Origin of the sequence: Planktotalea sp. (assembly GCF_039984035.1) — a bacterium.
Lineage (GTDB): Bacteria > Pseudomonadota > Alphaproteobacteria > Rhodobacterales > Rhodobacteraceae > Planktotalea.
The window spans coordinates 1-16,439 of record NZ_JBDWVM010000389.1 but is presented as its reverse complement, the minus strand read 5'-3'; the positions used below and the strand labels follow the sequence as shown (position 1 = coordinate 16,439).

Below are 16,439 nucleotides of genomic sequence, written 5' to 3'. Positions count from 1 at the left end.
TGCGCTAAACTATCCGCTTGCACAGCATCCAAAAGGGTAGGCCATTGGGGGAACTCACCGTCGAGTGCAATCATGCCCTCATCAACGACACCGCCGTAGTGCATAACCCCATCTACAGAATAGGTTGCGAACTTCATTTCACGTTCTCCCAAATGTCTTGAACGACAGAGTGAACCATCATCACATCGTCGCGTGTTGTATCGAATTGTCCGACTTGAACGCGGATAATTTTGCGCCCCTGAAACGCGCCTTGCGTCAGGTAAATCCGCCCGTCGTCATTGATCGCGTCAACCAAGCGCTGTTGCATCGCATCATCACCGGGACAGCGGAATGAAAACAGGCTCAAGATCGGCTGCGTTGTGATTTCAAAACCTTCAAGCGTTTCAATCGCGCGGCACAGGTCCTCAGCCCACGCCACATGATTGCGAATGCGGGTTTGAAGACCTTCCAAGCCATATGATCGTATAAGGAACCAAAGCTTGAGCGCGCGGAAACGGCGGCCAAGCGGGATCGTCCATTCGGAATAATTGGTGACAGCCTCGCCTGTGGTTTTGAGATATTCAGGTTCAATCTTGAGCGCGTTTAATTGCGGAGTCGCATCGCGCAGAAACTGGATGGAGCAATCAAATTGCGCACCAAGCCATTTATGCGGATTGAACACGATACTGTCGAAACCATCCACGTCTTGCCAGAACGCATCTCTGAATTCAGGACAAATCATCGCTGACCCAGCCCACGCTGCATCAAGATGGGTGTAGAGATCATGGGCCTTTGCGACCGCGAGGATCGGACCCAACTCATCAGAGCCACCCACGCCCGTTCCACCCGTTATCGCAATAATGCCTGCAGGTGTATGACCCTCGGCAATGTCCGCCTTAATCGCCGCATCAAGCGCATCTGCGTCCATGCTATGGCGCGGACCAGTTCCTGCGATCTTAACCAGATTATCCTGACCAATTCCCGTCACCCAGCATGCGCGATCAATAGAGGAATGAACCTGATCCGAACAATAGATACGCAAGTGACTGCGCGCAGCGATCCCTTCACGATTGCCTGTGTAAGATGTGGCACGCTCACGCATTGTCAGAACGGCCGACAGCGTCGCAGAGGAAGCGCTATCCTGAATGACGCCTGTAAATCCTTCGGGTAGCCCCAAGGCCTGACGCAGCCAGTCGACCATCACGCCTTCGACTTCAGTAGCAGCAGGTGACGTTTGCCAGAGCATGCATTGCGCAGCGACAGTATTCACCAATTGCTCTGCCAGCATCGAAGGTGGCGCAGCGTTAGCGGGGAAATAAGCAAAGAAGCGAGGATGCTGCCAATGGGTCATACCTGGCATCACGATGCTGTCGAAATCCGCCATGATGGTGGACATATCTTCGGCCTGTTGCGGCGGGTTTTTCGGTAGTTTTAGCGCAATTTCGCCCGGTTTGGTTTGCGCACGAACAGGGCGGTCGCGCAGCGTCTTGTGATACTGTGCACCCCAATCAGCAATACGTTTGCTCCAGCTTGCGAAGTCATCCCAATTCATGCGTTCAACGTCCTTTTTGTATTTCTAATCATGGCGCGATGATTGGACTCGCTTGAATTTCAGAGTCCTTTGTCTCAATTCCAACAAAGGTGGTGCCATGTTTAAACCAGCTCTCTGGTGCCGCTGCACCCCAAAGCGTCTGACGCTGTGGATCTTTCAAATCCCATTTGATCGGCTCAAGGTCTGGATCGACCGTCTGATAATCAGAGCAATAGATTTCAATCCGGTGCCCATCAGGATCAAGAATGTACAAGAAAAACGCATTAGAAATGCCATGACGACCTGGACCACGTTCAATGTTATCAACGTAGCCCGTTGTCGCCATCAGATCGAGAAGGTCGATGATATTGAGAGGTGTCGGCACCCAAAACGCAACGTGATGCATGCGCGGCCCTGTGCCATTCGTAAACGCCATGTCATGCACGCCGCCTTTGCGATGCATCCAAGCCGCCCAGAGTTTTTTGCTCTCTGCATCTTCGGTATATTCCGTCACGCGGAAACCAAAATCGGAATAGAATTCAACCGACGCGTCCACGTCGTGGCTAAAGCAGTTGAAATGATCGATCCGCAGCGGCTTCACACCCCGATAGAGCGCGTATTTCTGGTGGATCGGTTCAAGACGGTCCATCTTATGATAAAACTCTAGCGGAATGCCCATGTTGTCGGACGTCAACAAAGTCCTGCCCTGATATGGACGATCTACCCACGCAGTCGGGCGCCCTTTGCCTTTGAAATAGGTCTCTGCTTTATCAAGATCGGCCTCATCAAAGGTTTTGAACCCCATGACTTCGACAGTTCCCGGCTGATCCGATTTCTGGAGGATAATGCAGTGATGGCCACGCTCTTCCATTGCGCGCAAATAGATATGGCTTTCGCTTTCGTCGGTGACCTGTAGGCCTAGAATGTCCGTATAGAACGTCTTGGAAGCAGCCAGATCCTTCACGTTTAAGCAAACATGGCTCAGACGGATCGTATTGAAATCAGGATAGAGATTTGGTGCGGGTACTGGCATTTAGAGCGCTCCCAATTTGGTAATCTTGTGTTGGCCTGTCGCAAAGCCGATGTGCTTTTGCTCCATATAGAACTCAAACGACCAATCACCGCCATCGCGACCAATGCCGCTGGCTTTGACGCCCCCGAATGGGGTTGGCAGGTGACGCACGTTTTCAGAGTTCACCCAGATCATCCCTGCTTCTAACTTATCCGTAAAACGAAGCGCGCGGGTCAGATCGTTGGTCCAAACATATCCAGTCAAACCATATGGAATGTCGTTGGCAATTTGCAGCGCTTCTTCCTCTGTTTCGAAGGGGATGGACGTCAGAACGGGACCGAATATCTCTTCCTGAGCGATGCGCATCTGGTTGTTGGCATCGGTAAATAGCGTTGGCTGAACGAAGTAGCCTTCGTCACCAACAACTGCACCACCCGCTGCAATGGTTGCACCATCTTGCTTGGCGATGTCGAAATAACTGGTGACTTTGTCAAAGTGTTCTTGAGTGACAAGCGGACCGATTTCAGTGACCGGATCGAGTGGATGACCAACCTTGATATTGTTCACGCGCTCGACAAGTTTCGCTTCGAATTCCTCGCGAATAGTCTCTTGAATGAGCAAGCGCGAAGAGGATGTGCAGCGCTCGCCATTGATCGAAAAAATCATAAAGATCGCCGCATCGAGCGCGCGGTCAAGGTCGGCATCATCAAAGACAATGACAGGGTTTTTACCCCCAAGTTCAAGATGATTACGTTTGAGCGTGTCAGCGCCTTGCTTGGTGATCATTGATCCCGTTTTGCTTTCGCCGACGAATGCAATGGCCTTGATCTTTGGATGCTCGCAGAGCGCCTTGCCAGCGCCTTCACCAAATCCGTTAACCGTGTTTAGAACCCCTGCTGGCAATCCTGCTTCTTCCGCAATCTCGACAAGCAACCGCGCAGTGAGGGGGGATGCTTCTGCCGGTTTGTGAACCACTGTACATCCCGCTGCGAGGGCAGGTGCAATCTTCCACGTAGAGAGCATAAAGGGCGTATTCCAAGGCGTAATCACCCCAACTGGACCGATTGGAACGCGCGTAGTGATATTCATCAAAGTTGGCGATTTCAGATGCTGTCCGTCGCGCGCTTGCACAACTTGATCCGCGAAATACCGGAAATTTTCCGCGCCACGCAGCGCCGCCTTGGACATGAATTTGTAGGCCTGACCCGTATCCCAGCACTCGCACAAAGCAATCTCCTCTGCGCGCGCCTCGATACCTTCTGCGATACGGATCAAGATTTTCTTTCGCTCACCCGCTGGCATATCGCGCCACGCAGCAAAGGCCTCATGCGCTGCCTGTGCCGCCAAATTGATATCCTCAGCAGTGCCCAAAGCCACGTCGCAGATATGCGATTTATCCACGGGCGAAATTGTCTGAAACGTGCCGCTTGCACTGGCGACGTCTTGGCCTGCGATGCGGTTTAATATTCCGGTCGCGCGGAACCGATCTAAATGGCCATTCAGTTTAGTAACATTCTCGTTCAGAGCACTCATATCTTAGTCTCCATGTGGTCGCGGATCGTACCGTATTTAGGGGAAAGCGCTGCATCAATGTCTCGCATTTCAGCTGAAAGCGCTATGGAATGCTCGGCCATTGCCGGCGTCATGAAATCTTTGAGCGCAGCAAAAATGCGATTGATCGCATCTTCTTTTACGTCCATTGGCCGACCTTCGCGCAAACGAACGCTTAAATCGATAAACCCATGCTTGGGGTTGCCGTCGGCCATAGCGACGTGATCTACTCGGGTTGCACGGACCCGAATACCGGCCGTTGGAAAGGTATCAATGCCTACCGCTTCGACGCGGATTGCCTCGCACAGTGCACCGATGTCCACGACCTCTTCCAGGTTGGCAGAGTATTCGATGTGAAAGTGGGGCATGCGAATTCCTTAACATGTTAATTGTTGCGAAGTTAAATAATGCTATGCTCTGTTGTCAACACCCCCAAAGGCGGTGCATTTAACAACAGAACGATTTTTGAGGACCAAATGGCGAAATCCCTACCGACAACGGCCCGATCTTTACCGATCGCGCTTATCCGCGCGCGTGAGGGCGTGATGTCGCCTATTCGTGACATGCTTTCCGAAACAGGAATCACCGAACAACAATGGCGCGTTCTGCGCGTTTTATCCGAATATGGCGCGATGGACACCAAGACATTAGCGGACCGATCCAGTCTTTTATTCCCGAGCCTAACGCGCATTGCAGCAACCTTGCGCGAAAAAGGTCTGGTCACGCAAACGCGCGACAAAAAAGATCGACGTCGGCAATTTGTAGAAATTACGCAGGCCGGTCAAAAACTCATTGATGATCACCTTGATCAAGCCAGCCAAATCGTGCTCGACTTTAAAGCGACCTTGGGTCCTGACAATTACGAAACCTTGCTCGATCTGTTGGCCATGTTGGATCCTGGCGCTCACGATTAGACGTTTACCGTGCCATCGGCACACCAAGTGTCAAAAATCTCTAATGCCTTCTCCGCAAATTCTGCGTCGTTGATATGGTGTGGAATTCGATGGACGTTCACCTTGCTTGGAAGGGTCGCCTCAAGTTCGCTCAAAAATGCTGAGAGACCATCAGGGTTATGTAAATCAGCGCCTTCACGATCCCACTCGCCCAAGCCGAGTTCTGGCAGGATCATCGCGACTGGACCATTGGCCTTTTCCAACTGCTTCGAATGCGCGCGCGCGACCAATTTGGTTTCTTCTGCTTCCAAAACAATAGACGTCAAAAGTCGATTGTGTTCGTGCTTCATATGCTTGTCCCACGCTTTGGAAATCGGTTGCCAGCCCACGACATCGACCAAATCATAGCAACCCGGCGCAACGATCTGCGGCGTGCCAGTAGCGCCTGCATTGGACAATCGATCCGCTCCTGCAGAGATGTTTGAGCCGTTGACGTGATTGCCCAACTCTTGCGTGCAAAAATCGAAAACGCAGGCAAATGCACCCTGCCCTGCGAGGCTTTCAAATGCGCGTCCGCCCATGCCGGTAGCGTGGAAAACCGCGACTTCAAATCCACGAGCTTCTAACGCAGGTTTTAATGGGATCACATATTTCAAAGCAGACGTGCCCAGTGACATCATCCCGATCAATGGTTTGTCGGGATCAGGTTTTTGAACAGCGCGCGCTGCACCGAGCACCGCCCCCGCAGCTTGAGAAAGGGACGCCTTGCAGACTGAATTCAAGCCGTAAAGCCCCCCCGCCCACAAGATCATTTGGGTGTCCGCCGCGAGGCGCTCTGCAGGGATGAGCGGCGAGAAGGAGACGGTCGACACGATGTACTTGGGAACTCCAAGCGGGAGCGAAGCGGTCACATCAAGCGCCAAGTCTGTCCCCATGGTTCCGCCCAGTACGATCACCCCATCGAACTTGCCTTCATTGTAAAGACGCGCTGCCAATAGGCTCGCGCCTTTGGCCATGATTTGCATCGCGTGGTTTTCATCGCCGCTGTCAATCGCAGCTTGGATACTGCTACCCCCTGCTTCGGACACATCGTGTTTGGAAAAATCAGTCGGCTCAGAAGGGTCACCCAACACCGACACGTCCATGGTCACAACGCTGCCGCCCTGATCTCGAATAACATCCGACAGAAAGCCAAGCTCATCGTCTTTGGTATCAAACGTACCAACAACCAGTATAGTTTTCTCAGCGCTCATAGTTTGATCCAAGCCGTTTTGAGATTCACATATTTATCAATCGCATGCAGCGATTTATCCGAGCCATTCCCAGATTGGCCAACTCCACCCAAAGGCACAGTTCCGTCTGCGCCTCCATAGGTGTTGATATGCATCACGCCCGTGCGCACCCCGCGAACCATCCGATGTGCCCGCCCTAGATTGGCCGTCCACGCTGCACCCGCCAAACCATAAACCGTGGAATTCGCAAGCGAGATTGCCTCCTCCTCGGTTTCAAATGGTGTGACACCTAGAATTGGCCCAAAGACTTCCTTCTGTGCCAGCGTCGCGACACGGGTCACCTCTGTCACGATTGTGGGGGCCATGTAGTAACCACCAGTGTCCTGCAAAATTTGTGTGCCTCCAGTGACGACATTACCGCCCTCTTCGACCGCTTGATCAACGAAACCCAGATTGGCCTTAAGCTGCACTTTAGAATTAATAGCGCCAATATGCGTATTAATGTTTAAGGGATCACCGACGCGCATTGCCTCTGCGGCCTTAGTGACGGCAGCAACAAAGTCATCATGGATTGACGCTTCAACCAACAAACGCGATCCGGCAACACAGACCTGTCCAGCATTGCGAAATATGCCAGCCGCCGCAACTTTGGCAGCTTCATCAAGATTGGGCGCATCCGCAAAAACGATATTGGGGGATTTACCACCAAGCTCTAAATACACGCGCTTCATGTTTGAACGCGCCGCATATTCCATGAGCCGCCGCCCTGTCGCGCCCGAGCCCGTAAACGCGAGCACATCCACATCCATGGAAAGACCCAGCGCTTCGCCGACAACGCGCCCCTCGCCTGTGACAGCATTCAACACGCCTGCTGGAAGCCCCGCCTCCAGCGCTAATTCAGCCATACGCATGAGGGAAAGCGAGGCTGTTTCAGACGGCTTTAAGACGACCGAGTTGCCCATCGCCAAAGCGGGGCCCAATTTCCAAGCGCCGATCATCATGGGGAAGTTCCATGGGATGATTGCGCCGACAACGCCTACGGGTTCTTTGTGGATCATCCCAAGGATATCAGACGGCGTGGCGGCGATTTCGCCGTATATCTTGTCCAGTGCCTCAGCATAATATCGGATGGTGGCCGCCGCCGACCCCGGCTCTGCTTTCAGGGCCATCCCAATCTCTGTGCCATTGTCGCGCACGCCCAGCACAGCCAATTCCATTGCATTGGCTTCAATCAAATCAGCCCATTTCATCAGAACTTTCTTACGCGCCGCTGGCGGTTGCTTTGCCCAGCGCCCGTCCTCAAACGCCGCTCGCGCCGAAGCGATTGCTGCCTCCATATCTGATGCGGTGCCGGCCGCTGTCGTTGTGAGAACTGTGCCATCAAGGGGGGAAATGACATCCATTGTCGCGCCATCAGACGCGGGTATTTGCTTTCCATCGATCAAGTGACCGAATGCTGGAACTTCTTTCGCTCGCAAGACGTCAATCTTGGACTGATCCATGTTAATTACCTTGTTTGACTATCGTGGAGATCGTGGTCTTCGTCGGGCTGATATGCGCGCCACTCCTTAATCAACGTACGCACATGTAATGCGATGACCAACAGAATGAGGCCAAACAGGATCGCGGCGATGGGTCGGTCAATCATGTCCAGCGGTGTTTTTAGCCGCGGCATTGCCGAACGCAATTTCACCTCCATGATGCCCCCTAACACCATACCTAAAATGATCGGCACAATCGGCAGATTCAACCGTTTCAAGATGAGGCCGAAAACACCAAACCCTGCGGCCATCATGCAATCGGTCAATGAATTGCGAAGCGAATAGACACCCACAAAAGACAAAAGCAGGATCAGAACCCCCAAGAAATGCGTTGGAACACGGATGATCTTGGTGAGCAGGTTGGTTGAAAAGAGCAAGAACACCATGACGATCACGTTCAACGCAATCAGCGCAAAATAGAGGCCGTACACCAGATCGATATTATTCTGGAAAAGTTGCGGCCCGGGAATGACGTTATGGACATAGAAGACCGACAACATCATCGCGGTCAGTGCCTCGCCCGGAATCCCCAGCGCAAGCAATGGGATCATCGCGGCGGCGGGAACAGCGTTGTTTGCCGCTTCCGAAGCAATCAATCCTTCTGGCGAACCTTTACCAAATTTCTCAGGGTCTTTCGATGTTTTCTGCGCGTAGGTGTAGGACATGAATTGCGCTGTGAATTCGCCAGTCCCGGGGATCATACCTAGGATAACACCAAGGCTAGAAGCAACCGTCGCGACGCGTTTGTGTTTAAGGAGTTCTTTCATCCCCGCCCCCATGCGGCCGCTTATTGGTTTCGCATCTGGACTACTGTCGGGCGCGGAGAGCAAAAAAAACGCTTGGCTCAAGGCAAAAAGCCCCAAAACTACAACGATCAGATTAACGCCGGAGCTGAGAAATGAGGCCTCAAATGTATAGCGTTGGGTGTAGGTGACGGCATCCAAACCAACCGTCTGTAGGAAGATGCCAAACATAGCGAGCATGCCCGCAGCGAATATTTGTCCGCGGTGCGCAAGGATCACGAGAATGATACCCAAAAGCGCTGCGAGGAATATCTCGCGTGAGCCAAACATCGGCGCGATGAGCGCCAACAATGGCGACAGCAGGATAAGGCATAGAATACCGAAAATGCCGCCCCAGAAAGATGCGGAATACGCGAGCGAAACCGCGCGGTGCGCTTCGCCATTTTCCGTCATCGGGTAGCCATCATAAGAGGTTAACGCATTCACGGCGGTTCCCGGCGTATTGATAAGTACGGCGGGTATTGCGCCGCCGTACATCGACGATCCATAGATCCCGAGCAACATCGTGAGGCCGACAATCGGTTCAAGAGAGAAGGTTGCAGGCAGCAAAATGGCAATCGCAACTGCGGGGCCGACCCCGGGAATTGCACCAATGATAACGCCGCCGATTGAACCAACCAAAAGCGCCAAGATCACGTCCCAACGGGCGAGCATTTCCAGTCCAGCGAGGAGGTTTTCCATCACAGGTTCCGATCAAAAATAGGTTAGCATGATCTGCCGCAGCCCATCGGGCAGGGCTTCGTAGATCAGTCCCGAAGGAAGGTTCACTTTCAGAACCGTCTTAAACAAAATGACGATGACAAGCGCGGCAAACGCAGAGGCCAGCAGCGTCGAAGTGCGTCGATACCCGACGCGCAGCGCGAGCGCGACAGCAAAGAACACCGTCGTCGGTAAATACCCTGCATAAGGCACAGCAGCGGCATATGCGATAAACCAAGCCGCGTATTCAATGGAGGCGATCCATAACAAGACCTCTTTCCAGCGGCCCTGAATCCGTTCTGACAAGCCCGAACCGAGCAAGTGAAATGCCGCAAAGACTACCATCCCTCCCAGAGAGACCGCTGGCCAGAAACGGGGCTGCGCGAACAATTTACCCCCGTTCTTCCAAACTGTTTGCTCAGCAATCTGGGACAGAAGGAACACCGAAAATATCAACGCAAACCATGCAAAGACAATGTCGCCCGGTCGGCGGTAGCGCTTGAACAGTGCTTGAAGGGTTTTCACGCGCGACATGCTGTTTTCGCTCCAAGAAATTAAAAGCTGGGCAACGATGCCGCTGCCCAGCCTAAATCAAGTATTTATTCAGACAGGATGCCTTCGATCGCTGCCATCGTCGCAATGTCCTTTTGGATTTGCTCGACGACGTCTGCGGCTGGCTGCCAATAGACTGCTGCGCCTGTGTCCGCAGCGAGCTTCTGAGCGCGATCAGACTTCATCGTTTCTTGAGCGACTGCAATGATCTTGTCTTGCACGTCTTGCGGAGTATCCGCGCGGACGAAAAGACCATTCCAAAGCGCAACGTCGAGGTTTGGCGCCAACTCTGAAACTGTCGGTGCGTCAGGTGTCAAAGGAATGCGGTCAGATCCGATGGATGCCAGAACCTTAACATTATCAAGACACGGCAGGATCAGTTGTAGTGTCGTGTTGATCACATCAACGTCGCCCGATGCGAGCGTATTGCAATCAAGCGCGTCAAATGCAGCGTCCGCAGCAAAGGAGAAGCCCATTTCCTTCGCTAGACCCAAGGTCACCTGCGTAGGAACTAAAGGTGCACCGAAGTGGCCAAGCACAACATCATTGCCTTTGGCATGCGCGGCAAGCTCTTCCATCGTGCCGTATGGCGCGTTACCGCCTGCTGCGATGACGAACGGATAGGTCAGAAAATTGCCAAGCGGCACGAATGGATCGGGGTTAAGCTCTGGAATACCAATTTGTGGACCCACAACAGGGATCGCGATGATAAACGAACCAACTGTGTAGCCATCTGCAGGGGCGGTCGCCACCTCAATGGCGCCCGGGAACGGGCCGCCGCCGCCACCTGGTTTGTTTACGACCGCAGTTGACACATCGTATTTAGCAGAAAAGTCTTCAGCGATCATGCGCGTCAGGACATCTTCTAGATCACCCGGAGGCCAAGGAACAACAAACTCAACCGGCTTTTCTGGATACTCGGCCTGGGCCATTCCCGCAACCGCGCTCAGGGCTAGCGCCATAGCAGTAACTGTTTTCTTCATCGTAGACATGTGTCTTCTCCCTATTTTGGTTCTCGTTGGAACCTTAGTAATTCGAGTGGATCGAAATTAGTTGCTTTGTTAAATATAAAAGTTGCCTTGTTAATCATCTTGTGTCAAATCTTTTCTATCAAAGCGCTAGAAATTGCTCTGACTTCGATCAAGCATCGCTGAAAGTTTAACTATTCCCAAATCCTCGACACGGATTTGACCTCAGCCAATGGGATTGGACACACCACCATGAGAGATTCGAATTTCCTCAAGGAACACAATGGACGCCTTATGTGGCACCCAATGACGTCACCTCAGGACAGTGTTGAACAGCCCCCGAAAATCATCACCGCAGCGGATGGCGTTTCGATTACGGATGTCGATGGTCACCGCGTCATTGATGGCGTTGGCGGGCTGTGGAATGTAAATTTAGGCTATTCCTGCCAACCGGTAAAAGACGCGATTGCGGCTCAACTCGACACACTGCCCTACTATTCCACCTTTCGCGGAACATCGAATGATGCCGTGATCGAATTGTCGTATGAGCTTAGCCAGTTTTTCGCACCTGATGGCCTAAGCCGCGCGTTCTTTACTTCTGGTGGCTCGGACAGCGTCGAAACATCCCTGCGCCTCGCGCGTCAGTACCACAAGCTGCGCGGTGACGAGGGGCGTACAAAGTTCCTAAGTTTGAAAAAGGGCTATCATGGCACCCACATCGGCGGAGCATCCGTGAACGGCAATGCCAATTTCCGCAACGCCTATGAACCACTTCTACCGGGCTGCTTTCATATTCCCGCGCCTTACACCTACCGAAACCCCTTTAACGAAAGTGACCCAGCAAAGCTCGCTCAGTTGTGTTTGCAAGCGTTAGAGGACGAAATTGCATTCCAAGGAGCGAACACAATTGCTGCCATGATCATGGAACCGATCCTTGGGGCGGGCGGTGTGATCCCACCGCATCCTTCCTTTGCACCAGCTGTGCAAGAGATCTGTAATCGCAATGGTATCCTTTTGATCACTGATGAAGTTATCACTGCCTATGGTCGAACTGGCGCATGGTCGGGTGCGCGTTTGTGGGGGATCCAACCCGACATGATGGCCACTGCAAAAGCCATTACCAATGGCTATTTCCCCTTTGGTGCGGTGATGCTGGGCGATCGTATGATCGACGTATTTGAGGAAAACCCATCAGCAAAGATTGGCCACGGTTACACTTATTCGGGTCACCCTGTTGGCGCCGCCGCTGCACTTGCATGTCTCGCTGAAACCAAACGTTTGAACGTGATCGACAATGCCGCGGCGCGTGGAACCCAGCTTTATCAGGGGTGTCAGGCGTTGATGGAAAAACACAGCATCATCGGTGATGTAAGAGGTGGCTACGGATTGATGACCGCGATTGAAATGGTCAGCGATCGCGAAACCAAGGCGCCAATCGATGCGGCTACGGCGACGTTAGTCCAAGAAACGGCCTATCAGAACGGCGCAATGGTGCGTGTCAGTGGTCCTAACTTGATCCTATCGCCATCCTTGATCCTAACCAAAGCAGACGCAACAGCGTTACTCAACGCGCTCGAAGCTGGCTTCGCTGCGGTCTAAACCTAAGGTTCCCAGCGAGGGGCGCAAAGGCGGCGAGACAGAGAAAGGGCGGCAATTTTCATTGCCGCCCAATTCGTTCTTAGGACTGTAACAAATCATCAACGCGGGCGATTGCACGATCCTTGTCATACAGATCGAAGTACTGTGCGTTCATGAGGAAGGGAGGGCCAAAGAAGAAGCGTTCATAAAGGGCCTGACGGTTACCGAACCCAGAAATCGCAACATCATGCGCCAGCCGATACAAAGCGACGCGATCCTTGGCGTCCAAGTTGGCGACTTGGAAATATTGGTTCACGTCAGCGGCCATTTCGTTGGCAAAATCCGCCTCAGTCGGCGTCGCCATAAGCGAAGACGACCCCATCAATTGAAGAATTTCGACCATGCGCGGGTAGAACTTCGGAAACAGATTGCGCGATGTATCTAGCGGACCACGCAAAGGCACATAGTTGCCCCACTGGTCTTCATGTGCTTCATTTTCGGCCTGATACAGCAACGCGCGAACGGTCTCTGTCATCATCATGACTTCGGCCACTTGCCCCTTCATTGCCATGTCCTTGTCACGGCCTGTCGCCTTCAGGATAGAGCACAAAAGCCCCGTCATGAACTCAGCCTTCGCCAGCTTACCGCACGCGACTTGATGTGCCATGTGCACAACCGCATTCGTCGCTCCAAACGCCTGATTGCAAAGCTCAGGTTGACCATAAAGGAAGAGACGCTCCCACGGGACGAACACATTGTCGAAGATCACGACAGCATCCATTTCTTCAAACCGCGACGCGAGAGGCGCATCAAAGGTGGATTTGCCGTGATCATAGGTATCGCGACAGATCATTTTCAAACCCGGCGTTGCAATCGGAATCGCAAAGGCGAAAGCGAAGGGAATGTTTTCAGGATCAGACTTCAGAACAGTAGATGGAAAGACTTCAATCTCGTCGGCTGACGGGCCTAAAGTCGCCAGCAACCGCGCGCCTGAAACGTAAATACCTGCGTCGGTTTCTTTGGTGACATGCAGCGCGACGTCTTTACTGAACTTGCCCGCGGCAGCTTGCGCGTGGCTGACTTGGGGGTTCACCAAGGTATGGGTGAGCACTTTGTCATTCGTGCGTACATGATCATAAAAGCGCGTCATGTTCGCGGCATAATCACCTTGGCCTTTGGTGTTTTGGGCAAGGAATTGTGTCGCCGACGCAAACGACATCACAGAGGCGTTTTTGTAGTCAGGCGTACGACCGAACATGCCGTTGGACCAAGTTGCCCATTCGTAATAAGCGGCACCTTTGGCTTTGACATCTTCAACTGACTTCGGCGCCATAAATGACATGCCGCACCGAACACCATTGTCGTCCAAATAGGTCACTTTGTCTTGGAATGCGGCCTCGTGTTGGCGATCAAGAAACTTGCCCAATGTTGCAGCACCATTGGCAATGCCGGGGGCCTTAGTCACGTCTGCAATGCGTTCACCACCTGTCCAGATTTCGCGATCATCGCGCAACCCTTCCAGGTACTCTGCTCCCGAGCGAATACCTTGACCCATCGTGTCTTGAACACCCTTCATCTCTTACTCCCTGTCGATTTCTGATGATGTAATTTCCCGCAAGGACATTGAGGTCGCCGCGGTGTTTAGCGTCGCAAGCGCGCCCTCCAAAGCCGCCCATTCCGCATCCGGTATCAGGCTACGAATGTGGCGATGTATGGCATCTGCTTGCGGAAGAACCTCTTTTGCCAAGGCCAACCCTTTGGCCGTCGATGCAATAGAGACATTGCGACGGTCTGTTTCAGATCTACGTCGTTCAACCAACCCGCGCGCTTCAAGGCGATCCAAAATTCCGACCAAACTCGGCTTAGGTAAAAGGGTTTGCTTGGCCAGATCCGCCGAGCGAATTTCCGGCGCTTCCCAAAGCGCGCGCAAGATACGCCACTGCTGTTCGGTCAAATCATACTTAGCAAAGAGCTCGCGATAGACCGGCATCACGCTATCAAGCGTGCGGTTCAAGATCATTGGAAGCGTCGATTGCAGGTATGCCATTTATTAATTTCCAAGTTAATTATTAATATGTTAATGAATTACACGCAATGAGTCAATCGGAGTCTTGATTAGAGGTTAAGCCTACGCCTGCAAACGCGCGTAAGGCGATCTAAATAACCAGTAACGACACAGCCCCACCCGAGTTTTCGGGCAGGGCTGTCCATTAGCTTCACCCACCTAAGTGGTGCGGGTAGACATATAATGCGTAATCCAGCTTTTGGTCGCTGCTGCCTTTAGTAACGTTTGCTGGATGGTACATTTCACCAGCAGTAAGTTCGCTTGCATCAATCGTCCATTCCGCGAGCTTGCCGCCACCGGTCTTGAGTTCGATAGTCACAGTATCCCAGAACTTTACTGTGTAACCGACCTCCCAGATGTCGCCCTTTTGCACGTCCCGATGATCCCACATCGGATAACGGAACTCATAGTCATTGTTATCCTCATCACTGAACTTCACATCGAAATGTAGGCTATCACTGCCGTTGTCATTTTTGGTCTGAATTGCATCGAACTTGCGAACATCGATAATGTTCGGCCCATCCGGTTGCACCATTGGCGGCATAGACATGTCAAAAAGGGATATGGTGAATCCACCAAAAGCATCGCCGCCACCGCCAACGCCCGTAGCATCGCCGACGACAATCGCCCACTGGCTAATCTTTGCGTATGGCGGCAGCAACGACCATCCGACTGAGCCTTCGATGTAATACCCTTCACCTTTTACAAAATCTGCACTGAGCCCAACCGATGCGCCCGTCATGTGGTTGTAGCTCATCGCCGTCAGGCCGATGCCATATCCGGCGGCAACCGTGATATCTTCGCCAACCAAAACATTCAGTCCTGCGTAGAAATTTACGTTGCCATCATCAGACGTCAGATCGAAAGCGAAACCCGCAAAAGGCACGACTCCCGCTTCGGCGACATCTAGAATGAAATAAAATGGCACCAGAATGGATTGAGGCAGAATTGTTGGCGTGCTGAGCTCACTGGATGAACGCATCATCTCTGGTTGACGCGCTGCATCGAAGAAAGCACGCATCTCAGGGATGGCCAAAACTTCGGGCGCCAAAGCCATAGCTGCATCTACGGGCTTGTCTCCAGTTTCAGCTAGGCGCGCCGCGACATCGCTCTGTGCAAAAGCGATTTGTGCGGCACGCAATAGACTAGCCAACTTTGACGTTAATCGCGGTACTTGCGCCTTAAAATCATCTCTGTTCACCTCGACGATAGACGTTTTCAACGTTTCTTGGAGGCGGGAATCAACGTGCGTTAGGCGCGCGGTGGTAAGGTCATGAAGTGTCATTGGGAAATTCCTTGGGGCTTAAGATTGCAAAACTTCAAAATCGATCTGGTAGCGCGATTGAGAGCCGTTGGTAACGATCACAGGGGAAGTTGGAATATCGCCATCCGATGCAAACTTGGTGTTTCCAAGGTAATCTGTGGCATCAAGATCGAGATAGAAATCTTGCTCGTAGAGCGTGAGGTTTACGCATTCGTCGCAGGTCAAAACCAAATCGCCATTGATGCCCCAAGTGACCACGACTCCCTTATCTGGGTCGGCCGTGGTGTTCATTGATTGGGCTGTCAAAGGCGCTGAAGGATAACGTACTGGCGCCTTATTGTCGGACAACGCCAGCAACCACACTTCATCATTGGAATTGCTGTCGGCGTGGTCCCCCGAGGTGGCAAGGCAGGTTATGCTCGTAATACTAATGGTAGGCATAGTGTCTGTTTCCATTTCAATTAACGTGAATGGTTAAGTACGATGACGACCAAAGCTGAGACTCAGCTCTGGCCATTCCCCAGCTCCTGACCAACTCGCTTAGCCAAGCGCAAAGACCGAATTGCAGCCACTTTTGATTGCAACCCAACCTTGGGGATGTTTGAGCGATGTCACGGATATCTTTTGGAGTGCTTGCCGAGTTTCAAAATCGGCAAGCTTCTTTCAAAATCGATAAAGAAATTTCAAAATCAATTGATCATTCAATACTTGGTAATGCACGAAATTCCGTGGGGGATTTTCCCGTAATCTCACGAAATGCCCTATTGAAAG

At 52.4% G+C, this 16,439-nt stretch carries 15 protein-coding genes; 2 read left to right on the top strand and 13 right to left on the bottom strand.

Annotated elements, in window-relative coordinates:
- Window positions 1-133: 133 nt before the first annotated feature.
- The 4 genes from ABJQ89_RS17270 to ABJQ89_RS17255 are packed head-to-tail and all read right to left on the bottom strand — an operon-like array spanning window position 134 to window position 4,441.
- Window positions 134-1,531 (bottom strand): pyridoxal-dependent decarboxylase, encoded by a 1,398-nt coding sequence (locus ABJQ89_RS17270; protein ID WP_348497397.1) that lies wholly within the window; start codon window positions 1,529-1,531, stop codon window positions 134-136.
- Between the two features lie 28 nt (window positions 1,532-1,559).
- Window positions 1,560-2,543 carry a 3,4-dihydroxyphenylacetate 2,3-dioxygenase gene (gene hpaD, locus ABJQ89_RS17265; protein ID WP_348497396.1) on the bottom strand — a complete coding sequence of 328 codons (984 nt, stop codon included), beginning with the start codon at window positions 2,541-2,543 and terminating at the stop codon, window positions 1,560-1,562.
- Window positions 2,544-4,055, bottom strand: a complete 1,512-nt coding sequence (gene hpaE, locus ABJQ89_RS17260; RefSeq protein ID WP_348497395.1) for a 5-carboxymethyl-2-hydroxymuconate semialdehyde dehydrogenase — start codon at window positions 4,053-4,055, stop codon at window positions 2,544-2,546.
- On the bottom strand, window positions 4,052-4,441 hold the full coding sequence (locus ABJQ89_RS17255) for a 5-carboxymethyl-2-hydroxymuconate isomerase (protein WP_348497394.1): 390 nt from the start codon (window positions 4,439-4,441) through the stop codon (window positions 4,052-4,054). The genes hpaE and ABJQ89_RS17255 overlap by 4 nt, the downstream gene beginning before the upstream one ends.
- Before the next feature lie 108 nt (window positions 4,442-4,549).
- Between ABJQ89_RS17255 and hpaR the strand changes: the two genes are divergently transcribed.
- The gene (hpaR, locus tag ABJQ89_RS17250; protein ID WP_348497393.1) at window positions 4,550-4,987 is read left to right on the top strand and encodes a homoprotocatechuate degradation operon regulator HpaR; all 438 of its coding nucleotides are present in this window, start codon (window positions 4,550-4,552) and stop codon (window positions 4,985-4,987) included.
- Here the strand turns inward: hpaR and ABJQ89_RS17245 are convergent.
- The 5 genes from ABJQ89_RS17245 to ABJQ89_RS17225 all read right to left on the bottom strand — a co-directional run bounded on the left by ABJQ89_RS17245 (window position 4,984) and on the right by ABJQ89_RS17225 (window position 10,785).
- Window positions 4,984-6,219, bottom strand: a complete 1,236-nt coding sequence (locus ABJQ89_RS17245; protein ID WP_348497392.1) for a Tm-1-like ATP-binding domain-containing protein — start codon at window positions 6,217-6,219, stop codon at window positions 4,984-4,986. The genes hpaR and ABJQ89_RS17245 overlap by 4 nt on opposite strands.
- A complete protein-coding gene (locus tag ABJQ89_RS17240; protein WP_348497391.1) occupies window positions 6,216-7,700 on the bottom strand; it encodes an aldehyde dehydrogenase in 1,485 nt (494 codons plus the stop codon). The genes ABJQ89_RS17245 and ABJQ89_RS17240 overlap by 4 nt, the downstream gene beginning before the upstream one ends.
- Before the next feature lie 5 nt (window positions 7,701-7,705).
- A complete protein-coding gene (locus ABJQ89_RS17235; RefSeq protein ID WP_348497390.1) occupies window positions 7,706-9,223 on the bottom strand; it encodes a tripartite tricarboxylate transporter permease in 1,518 nt (505 codons plus the stop codon).
- Window positions 9,224-9,235: 12 nt separating this feature from the next.
- The gene (locus ABJQ89_RS17230; protein ID WP_348497389.1) at window positions 9,236-9,775 is read right to left on the bottom strand and encodes a tripartite tricarboxylate transporter TctB family protein; all 540 of its coding nucleotides are present in this window, start codon (window positions 9,773-9,775) and stop codon (window positions 9,236-9,238) included.
- Window positions 9,776-9,840: 65 nt separating this feature from the next.
- A complete protein-coding gene (locus tag ABJQ89_RS17225) occupies window positions 9,841-10,785 on the bottom strand; it encodes a tripartite tricarboxylate transporter substrate-binding protein (RefSeq protein ID WP_348497388.1) in 945 nt (314 codons plus the stop codon).
- Between the two features lie 228 nt (window positions 10,786-11,013).
- On the opposite strand from ABJQ89_RS17225, the gene ABJQ89_RS17220 reads away from it, so the two are divergent.
- Window positions 11,014-12,360, top strand: a complete 1,347-nt coding sequence (locus tag ABJQ89_RS17220) for an aminotransferase class III-fold pyridoxal phosphate-dependent enzyme (RefSeq protein WP_348497387.1) — start codon at window positions 11,014-11,016, stop codon at window positions 12,358-12,360.
- Between the two features lie 79 nt (window positions 12,361-12,439).
- Here ABJQ89_RS17220 and hpaB read toward each other — a convergent pair whose 3' ends face one another.
- The 4 genes from hpaB to ABJQ89_RS17200 form a co-directional block, all read right to left on the bottom strand.
- Window positions 12,440-13,915, bottom strand: a complete 1,476-nt coding sequence (gene hpaB / locus ABJQ89_RS17215) for a 4-hydroxyphenylacetate 3-monooxygenase, oxygenase component (RefSeq protein WP_348497386.1) — start codon at window positions 13,913-13,915, stop codon at window positions 12,440-12,442.
- A gap of 3 nt (window positions 13,916-13,918) precedes the next feature.
- Window positions 13,919-14,386, bottom strand: coding sequence for a MarR family transcriptional regulator (locus ABJQ89_RS17210; RefSeq protein ID WP_348497385.1), 468 nt, complete (start codon window positions 14,384-14,386; stop codon window positions 13,919-13,921).
- A 169-nt stretch (window positions 14,387-14,555) separates the two neighbouring features.
- Entirely contained in the window at window positions 14,556-15,689 is a 1,134-nt protein-coding gene (locus ABJQ89_RS17205; protein WP_348497384.1) for a hypothetical protein, read from the bottom strand.
- A gap of 18 nt (window positions 15,690-15,707) precedes the next feature.
- Window positions 15,708-16,109, bottom strand: coding sequence for a hypothetical protein (locus ABJQ89_RS17200; protein ID WP_348497383.1), 402 nt, complete (start codon window positions 16,107-16,109; stop codon window positions 15,708-15,710).
- Window positions 16,110-16,439: the final 330 nt, after the last annotated feature.

Excerpts from the sequence above, each read along its gene's own strand:
- ABJQ89_RS17270 (WP_348497397.1), bottom strand. The coding sequence starts at position 1,531 with ATGAATTGGGATGACTTCGCAAGCTGGAGCAAACGTATTGCTGATTGG.
- hpaD (WP_348497396.1), bottom strand. The coding sequence starts at position 2,543 with ATGCCAGTACCCGCACCAAATCTCTATCCTGATTTCAATACGATCCGT.
- hpaE (WP_348497395.1), bottom strand. The coding sequence starts at position 4,055 with ATGAGTGCTCTGAACGAGAATGTTACTAAACTGAATGGCCATTTAGAT.
- ABJQ89_RS17255 (WP_348497394.1), bottom strand. The coding sequence starts at position 4,441 with ATGCCCCACTTTCACATCGAATACTCTGCCAACCTGGAAGAGGTCGTG.
- hpaR (WP_348497393.1), top strand. The coding sequence starts at position 4,550 with ATGGCGAAATCCCTACCGACAACGGCCCGATCTTTACCGATCGCGCTT.
- ABJQ89_RS17245 (WP_348497392.1), bottom strand. The coding sequence starts at position 6,219 with ATGAGCGCTGAGAAAACTATACTGGTTGTTGGTACGTTTGATACCAAA.
- ABJQ89_RS17240 (WP_348497391.1), bottom strand. The coding sequence starts at position 7,700 with ATGGATCAGTCCAAGATTGACGTCTTGCGAGCGAAAGAAGTTCCAGCA.
- ABJQ89_RS17235 (WP_348497390.1), bottom strand. The coding sequence starts at position 9,223 with ATGGAAAACCTCCTCGCTGGACTGGAAATGCTCGCCCGTTGGGACGTG.
- ABJQ89_RS17230 (WP_348497389.1), bottom strand. The coding sequence starts at position 9,775 with ATGTCGCGCGTGAAAACCCTTCAAGCACTGTTCAAGCGCTACCGCCGA.
- ABJQ89_RS17225 (WP_348497388.1), bottom strand. The coding sequence starts at position 10,785 with ATGTCTACGATGAAGAAAACAGTTACTGCTATGGCGCTAGCCCTGAGC.
- ABJQ89_RS17220 (WP_348497387.1), top strand. The coding sequence starts at position 11,014 with ATGAGAGATTCGAATTTCCTCAAGGAACACAATGGACGCCTTATGTGG.
- hpaB (WP_348497386.1), bottom strand. The coding sequence starts at position 13,915 with ATGAAGGGTGTTCAAGACACGATGGGTCAAGGTATTCGCTCGGGAGCA.
- ABJQ89_RS17210 (WP_348497385.1), bottom strand. The coding sequence starts at position 14,386 with ATGGCATACCTGCAATCGACGCTTCCAATGATCTTGAACCGCACGCTT.
- ABJQ89_RS17205 (WP_348497384.1), bottom strand. The coding sequence starts at position 15,689 with ATGACACTTCATGACCTTACCACCGCGCGCCTAACGCACGTTGATTCC.
- ABJQ89_RS17200 (WP_348497383.1), bottom strand. The coding sequence starts at position 16,109 with ATGCCTACCATTAGTATTACGAGCATAACCTGCCTTGCCACCTCGGGG.